The organism is Rhodothermales bacterium (genome assembly GCA_013002345.1).
Lineage (GTDB): Bacteria > Bacteroidota > Rhodothermia > Rhodothermales > JABDKH01 > JABDKH01.
The window spans coordinates 1-7,724 of the sequence record JABDKH010000061.1 but is presented as its reverse complement, the minus strand read 5'-3'; the positions used below and the strand labels follow the sequence as shown (position 1 = coordinate 7,724).

Genomic DNA, 7,724 nt, shown 5'->3' with positions numbered 1-7,724 from the left:
CTGGGTCGAAGAGAGGCATTCGGATCGAACATCACGCAGGCATGTTTGCAGGGTACGGGCGGCTCGTTTGAATGCGGCCAGATTCAGCTCACGGGACTCGGCGCCCAGCCGGTTCCGGGTCTGGCTTACGGCAACATCAGCATGGCAGACTATGACCACGATTCGGACCTCGATCTGCTGGTGATGGGCGACAGGGGACGAGGAGAAGCGATGACGACCATGTATCGCAATGCCGGTTTCGCGAAGAACCTGCCACCGCTGCAGCCGACTGGACTGCAAAGCACGGTTACCGCATCGTCTGCTGAGTTGTCGTGGGAGAGTGCGGTGGACCCGAACAGCCCTTCACCGGGCTTGATGTACAGTGTACGGGTTGGTACAACATCCGGCGGAGTCGATATCGCGTCGCCGCATGCGAATCCGTTTTCGGGCCAGCGGTATCTGCTGGACGAGGGCAACGCCGGACACGGCACGCAGTGGCGCATCGAAGGGCTGGCACCCGGCACGTACTACTGGAGCGTGCAGGCAATAGACAACTCATTCGCAGGGTCACCGTTCGCCGTCGAGCAGACATTCAGCATCGGGGCCTGATGAATATGATCAACCATCTGCAGCGACGGTGGGCGACTCTGATCGTTGCGGTCTTCGTTGGTGCCGCAGGGCTCATCACGAGAGATGCAGTGGCCCAGGCGCCGTTCAGCTATTATCGCGCCCAGACGTTGATCGATGCCGCGAGCTTCGGCGACGTGACGTGGGTTGACCTGGATGGCGACGGGGACGAGGATCTGGTTCTGGTCTCCAGTACGGGTCCCGGATCGCGTACACCCACGTCCACCGTCTTCGAGCAAGTAGGCACCGTTGTTACGACGACTGAGGAGGGCTCGGCGAGGCCGGTGGCGGACTATCGCCGGCTGTCATCACTTGATACCGCGCCGGATCTCTGGCTCGCCGACCTGGACTGGGCGGACTACGACCGAGACGGCGACCTGGACGCCATCGTTTCCGGGACGGGGGAGACGGGAGGCGCATTTACGCCCGTAGTTCACCTCTTTGAGAATGATGGATCGGGTGGTTTTTCGGCGCGAAGCGTGGCAACTATTGCGCCCGTGCTTGGTGTAGCGCGATGGGGAGATTTGGACAACGACGGCGATGCTGATCTTGTCGTGATGGGGCGGAACGTCGCAGGCGAGCCGTCAACCATGTTGTATCGCAATGACGATGGAGCGTTCTCCCCGGTTGAGTCGGATCTTCCCGACCTCGCATTTGGCGATGCAGCGTGGTCGGACATTGATCGCGACGGTGATCTCGACATAGCATTGTGCGGGGCCGCGAACGATGGCTCGCTTTCAACGCAGGTGTTTCTGAACGATGAGCCCGGGACGTTTCGGGAAGTCACGTTCGGTGGTGTCGGCCTCGTCTTCTGTTCACTCGACTGGGGTGATTACGACGAGGATGGCTTTCCCGACCTGTTAGCGTCCGGCGGCACCGCGAGTCATCTGGTTCTCGAGGGTATCACGCACGTCTATCGCAACGCTGCCGGTACCGCGCTCGAAGAGGCTCCATTTAACGTCGAGGGAATCGTCGGAGGTTCTGCGTTGTGGATGGACGTCGACAATGACGGGGCGCTGGACATTCTGACGAATGGTGGGAGCGATCTGGTCTTTGGCAGGGCGGCCGCACGCATCTACCGAAATGAGGGCAGCGGATTTCGTCACGTCTCAAATATTTCCGGCACGTTTCCTGGTCGCCTGGATGCCGGTGACTTCGATGGCGACGGTGATCTTGACCTGGTGATGATCGGTCCCGATAGAGACGGCGTCGCGATCACGAACGTCTTCATGAACGGCGAGCTGGTGGTCAACGCGTCTCCCGACCCACCGTCCGGGCTTTCGTCCAGTGTATCCGGCGGACGGGTCGCACTCCGTTGGTCGGCGGCATTGGACGACAGGACGACGTCGGACGCCCTCACCTACAATGTGCGCGCAGGGACGGCGCCGGGCCTGGGGGATGTGATTTCCGTTCCTCTCGGGCGCACCGGTCGCCCAGCTCGAGCCTCACGCGGAAACGCAGGTTCAAGTGCCGCATGGTCGATTCGGGACCTGCCGAACGGGACCTACTTCTGGAGCGTCCAGGCCGTTGATAACTCCCACAATACCTCCATATTCGCCCAGGAGGAGTCGTTTGTTATTACCGCATCATCCGGGACGAAGCCGGTGTCGGATGAATCAGTTCCTGGTACCCCCGATGCCCTGCGCCTGACGAATCCATACCCGAATCCCATGAACGAGCATACACGGATTCATTACGAGTTACCTCGTTCGGGCGCCGTACGAATCGAAGTCTATGATCTGATTGGACGACGCCTCGTCACGCTGGTGGACCGTACCCACACTTCCGGCTCCCACATGACGAACTGGGATGGTCGTGATGCGTCCGGACAGCACCTGGCCCGCGGGGTCTACGTGATCCGACTATCCGCCTCCGCTGACAACCGCTCTGCACTGATCGTATTGAGACGATAGCAGCGATGACCAGACCGGGCGCACCGATTTCCCGTCAGGCCTGTACCGCGGCGACCTCCACGGGTCGCAACCAGCCGTAGGGATCCTCTCCATCTTTGAGGATGCGGAAGTAGGCCGTCTGAAGCGCCTCGGTGACAGGTCCGCGACGACCGGCCCCGATGGTATGCTTGTCGATCGACCGGATCGGCGTGATCTCAGCAGCCGTTCCCGTGAAAAAGACTTCATCCGCCAGGTAAAGGGCTTCGCGCGGTATCAGCTTCTCTTCAACCTCGAACCCATGGTCGCGGGCGAGCTGGATGATCGAATTGCGTGTGATACCGGGCAGAAGGGAAAGGCTGTCCGGCGGCGTGATAATCGCTCCGTCCCTGACAACGAAGATGTTCTCCCCGCTGCCTTCCGATACAAACCCATCGACCGACAGCATGATACCCTCGTCATACCCGTTCAAGATGGCATCCATCTTTGCCAGTCCGGCATTGATATAATTACCGCCGGCCTTGGCGAGTGACGGGAAGGTGTTCGGAGCCATTCTGCTCCATGAGGAAACATGGACGTCGACACCATTCTCCAGTGCCTCCGGACCCAGATATGCGCCCCACTCCCAGACTGCAATCACGGTCTCGACCGGGTTCTTGAGAGGATTAACTCCCATCGGGCCGACTCCGCGAAACACGACGGGTCGAATGTAGCATGACTCCAGACCCGACTGCTGGATCGTATCGACCACGGCTCCCTCCAGCTCGTCCAGCGAATAGGGGATCTCCATCCGATAGATTTTTGCCGAGTCGATCAGCCGCTGCATATGTTCCTGAAGGCGGAAGACAGCAGAACCCGTTCTCGTTTTGTAACACCGGATGCCCTCGAAGACCGATGTTCCATAGTGGACGACGTGTGACAGAACGTGGATCGTGGCGGACTCGTGCGGTACCAGCCGGCCGTTAAACCAGACCTGTGGTTTCATATCAGAACCAGGTAAGCAATCGGAAAAACTGAACGTGAAGAAAGTACGGCTCGGTGTGCAAAAAGGTTCGTGCGGTTTTCTCGCGTCGGCACGCGGGTGAACCTCCTTTTCGAACGTCACGATCGCGGCAAAAACGCGTGTTTCGCAATCGTGAGAAGGATCTTTAGCGAAGCCTTGACCGTGCCCGAGACGGTGCCCGTAACCTTCGACACACCGATGCGGCGGCGGTAGGAGACGGGGACCTCCATGCATCGAAGTCCCGCACGAACGGCCTTGATTTGCATCTCGATGGTCCAGCCGTACGTCGTGTCTGTCATACCCAGCTGTTGCAGGGCGTCACGACGGATGGCGCGAAACGGCCCCAGGTCTGTAAACCGCGCTCCCCAGAGCAGTCGCATCAGAATACACGCCACGCGGTTGCCGACGATTGCCTGCGGCAGCATCGCTCCGCGTTCTCGTTCGCCTGTCATTCGAGACCCGATGACAAGATCAGCCCTGTCCTCAACTATGGGAGTCACTAGTTCCGACATCTCATTCGGATGGTCGCTGTAATCGCCGTCGAGAAATACGATGATGTCGGGATTCTGCCGATTGGCGTACTCGATCCCGCACAGGCAGGCCCAGCCGTAGCCCATGCGAGGTTCACGCAAAACTGTAGCGCCCGCACTTGCCGCGTTGCGCTCGGTTTCGTCAGTCGACCCGTTGTTTACCACCACAACCTCGTCGACCAGGCCGTCCGGAATGTCACCGACGACAAGACCGATGGATCGGGCTTCGTTGAAGGCTGGAATGATGACGATCGTTCGCACGGTACATGAAGTGCAAGCGTACAGGGCTGCGCGTACGGCAGCGAATCAGTCGTGCGCCTTGGGCAAAACAAATTGAAGTGCCGTTGCGGTCTCTGCATCGAGCACCCATTCAACGTCGAAGCGGCCCACAGATCCGACAAACCCAAAGCCGTTGTCGACATTCGAGAACGCACCCGGTTGTGAAAGTATCTCGGGATCGAAGATTCCACCAGGCGGCACAAACTGGTCGTCGAGAATAACCAGTCGCATTCCAACGCCAAGGAACAGGTAATTTTCGGGTCGAAGATTCTCAAGTATTTTGTTCCGGTCCTCACTGAGTTGAACGACCACCGTCCAACCCGGCTCGGCTGTTGCCCTGTCGTCCGTGGGGTATTCAAAGCGAATGTCCGTGAACGAACTTCGGGGCGACCCCGAGAATCTGTACCACATTTCGATCACAGCCGGTGCGCGCTCAACGCCGCTCCAGAGCACGTTCTGTGTGACCTCAACTGCGCCGCTCGAAAACACAAGGCGCCGGGGTTCGGCGATACTTGCTGAGGGGATACCGGGTACCGTCGTTTCTGCGACCGAAGCCTGCCCGTCGGACCGCACGAACTCGAGACGATAGGTATGCTCTGGCTCAATTCTCAGAGGAGCATAGAAGACGTGCCCTCGCGAGCCATCCCGAAACACGAACAGTGAATCGTTCCATTGCACGCGCTTGTTTGTGTTGATGTCGGTGGATGACACGCTGGCGTCAATGGCGCCCTGCTCCCGAACGATGAGGCTCGTGTCTATCGGGATTACGCGCACGTACTGAGTGTCCGCATTCATATCGAGAGAACCGTAGACGCTGTAGATCCGATCGCTCTCGACAAACGGGTTGACCGATTCGTCGCATCCGGCAAGTGCCAGTGCCGTCAGGGCAAGGATCAACATTGCACACACGAGAAGACCCTGTTCTGAGAGATACTGTGAGGTTGGCATTGCGGTGCGCTCAGTCGACCTCGAGTTTGATTCCAAGGGACGGAATCAGAGGCAGTTGATTTACTCGACTCAGCGTGAACAGGTCCATGTAGAACAGGTTGTTGCGATCGTACACATTGATCACTCCGGCCTGAAGGGTGAGAGCGGCACGATTCAGTCTGAATGTCCGATCAACCGATACATCCAGGCGATGGTACGACGGGAGCCTGCCGGCGTACGGCTCACCATACAGGACGCGGGTGTCGCCCGGCTCCTGCCGGACATCGGTTTCACCGTTAATCAAGACAAACTTGTCGAATCCAATCGATTGACTGAACGGCAATCCGGACCCGAACTGCCAGCGAATGCTCAGGGCAAATCCCTTGAATTCAGTACTCGCCAGAGCGCTAATCTGGTGTTCGCGATCGTGAGGTGGGGAATACTCCTGCGTCGTGTCACCGAACCAGAGGGGTATCGCATCTCCCGTGGCTTCGTATGTGACTCGAGAATATCCGTAGGAAAGAAACCCGAAGAACCAGCCGCGGTCGATTCCCACGCGGATATCGCTGCCGTAGACGGTACCGTCTGCAGGCTGCAGGTTCGTAGTGAAGCGCGGGAACGCCGACCATTCAGGCACGGACAGGTCGGTCAATTTCTTCCAGTAGCCTTCGATCGATAGATCCAGTCCAAAACTCGGGCTCAGCTTGTATCCGACGATCGCGTGTGTAGCCGACGGAACAAGTCGCAGCGGCGCTCCGGACCAGGCGGTGAATACATCGCCCGCGTCGCGACGATCGTTAAGTCCAACGATCTGTTGATGATACTGCCCGAATGCCCCGCTCAATTGATGAGACCCCGATTTCCACACGATTCGAAATCGCGGCTCGAGGAAGGTCTTTGACTTGCTCGGGAACGCATGCAAGCGTAATCCTGGCTGCACAACGAGATCATCCGTCACCCGAATCTCAGGCTCCAGATATAGTCCCGCCTCCGTCACGAATTCCTGCTCCGTCTCGATATTCTGGAACTGTCCTCCGAGATCACTGTCAAGCTCGGATGACTGGACAAAGAGCCCCCAGTGCACGTCCGTTCGTGTCGTGAAATATGTAACGTTTGCCGATCCATTGAACATCGAAATTGAGGAGGTTCGGATCGGATCATTTCGTGGTCCCAGTTCCTGGTCAAGGCGAGAGATCGACAGCACGATCTCTGCGAAGACCGGCATACTTGATGGCAGTACGATGAATCGGGTTCCAACGGCAAGATTCTCCCAGTTCACCTGGCTGGTCGTATCTGAATCGATATCGGCGAACTCCTCCTGAAGGCCCACGACACCGCGATCGGTGGTGCGAATACCTGTGACGGACAATTGACTGGTCGTGCTCAGGGTGGCGTGCAGTTTCCCAAACTGATCGCCGAAGCGGAACGGCAGGTTCTGGTCGATGAGACGAGCGGCACCCTGATCGATGACCGACTGACGAGCCGATAGAATTACGGACAGCCGGTCCCGCACGATAGGACCCTCGATTCGAGCAGAACTGACGAACGGTGCCACCGTCGCGGCAGCGTTCACTCGTCGCTTGTTACCGTTGCGGGTGGAGATGTCGACAACCGACGACAATCGACCGCCGAAGCGGGCTCCGAATCCGCCGGCATATATGTCCGCGTTGCGAACGATATCGGCCGGGAAAGCGGAATAGAATCCGATGATGTGGAACGGCTGATATAGGAGCATGCCATCCAGTTGCACCAGATTCTGAGTCGGTTCGCCTCCCCGAATGAAGAGTTTTCCGCCGCGGTCCCCTGTAGAAACGACGCCGGGAAGGGTTGTGATGTAGTTGACAAGATCTGCTGACACGTCGGGGGCAGGAATCAGCTCAATATCCTGCGGACTCACGCTCTGAAGACCTGCAGTAACGCTTGCGGGTTGGCGCGCGCGCTCCGCCTCGATGACCACTTCGTCCATTTCCGCTTGACCCGTTCGAAGCCGGATATTCCTGGTCATGGTCTGTCCGCCGAGCAGAGAAAGGGTATCACGTTCGGTTTCAAAGCCGATGAACGACGCGGTGAAAACGTACGTCCCCGCGGGGATGCGAGGGACGATATAGAATCCTTCAGAATCGGTGGCGGCGCCTCGAACACTTCCGTCCGGGCTCTGGAGGATGATATTGACGCCCAGCAAGGATTCCCCGCCGTCGTCATCAACGACAAATCCTCGTAGCGTTGCCGTCTGTGCCTGGACGCTGAACGAGGTTGAGAAAAGAACCAGGATGGCGAGAAGAAGTGTCCTGGTGTTTTCGAAAGGAGAGGCCAATTAATGATCCGTCGGATTCATTTCGCAAGACGCGCTCTGCGGTGTACGGGACCGCCTAATTAAGAGCATACTTGGCAAAGAAGAAAGGACGTCTCGGGCTCCCTTCACGATGTCTCAGAAGTCTGCGCAGATAACGGCCGCCTGACCGTCATTGCCGGGCCTCCAGGTCGCCGACT

6 protein-coding genes are annotated in these 7,724 nt (G+C 58.3%); 2 read left to right on the top strand and 4 right to left on the bottom strand.

Annotated elements, in window-relative coordinates; translation table 11 throughout:
* Positions 1-588 (top strand): fibronectin type III domain-containing protein (locus HKN37_03100; protein NNE45630.1); only part of this gene is annotated, 588 nt, incomplete at its 5' end.
* The gene (locus HKN37_03095) at positions 588-2,519 is read left to right on the top strand and encodes a T9SS type A sorting domain-containing protein (protein ID NNE45629.1); all 1,932 of its coding nucleotides are present in this window, start codon (positions 588-590) and stop codon (positions 2,517-2,519) included. The genes HKN37_03100 and HKN37_03095, both read left to right, overlap by 1 nt.
* Before the next feature lie 34 nt (positions 2,520-2,553).
* On the opposite strand, the gene HKN37_03090 is transcribed toward HKN37_03095, so the two are convergent.
* The 4 genes from HKN37_03090 to HKN37_03075 form a co-directional block, all read right to left on the bottom strand.
* Positions 2,554-3,480, bottom strand: a complete 927-nt coding sequence (locus HKN37_03090; protein NNE45628.1) for a branched-chain amino acid transaminase — start codon at positions 3,478-3,480, stop codon at positions 2,554-2,556.
* Between the two features lie 116 nt (positions 3,481-3,596).
* Entirely contained in the window at positions 3,597-4,289 is a 693-nt protein-coding gene (locus HKN37_03085; protein ID NNE45627.1) for a glycosyltransferase family 2 protein, read from the bottom strand.
* Positions 4,290-4,334: 45 nt separating this feature from the next.
* Positions 4,335-5,255 (bottom strand): DUF4249 family protein, encoded by a 921-nt coding sequence (locus tag HKN37_03080; protein NNE45626.1) that lies wholly within the window; start codon positions 5,253-5,255, stop codon positions 4,335-4,337.
* Between the two features lie 10 nt (positions 5,256-5,265).
* Complete coding sequence (locus HKN37_03075) at positions 5,266-7,548, bottom strand: TonB-dependent receptor (GenBank protein ID NNE45625.1); 2,283 nt, start codon at positions 7,546-7,548, stop codon at positions 5,266-5,268.
* Positions 7,549-7,724 lie beyond the last annotated feature (176 nt).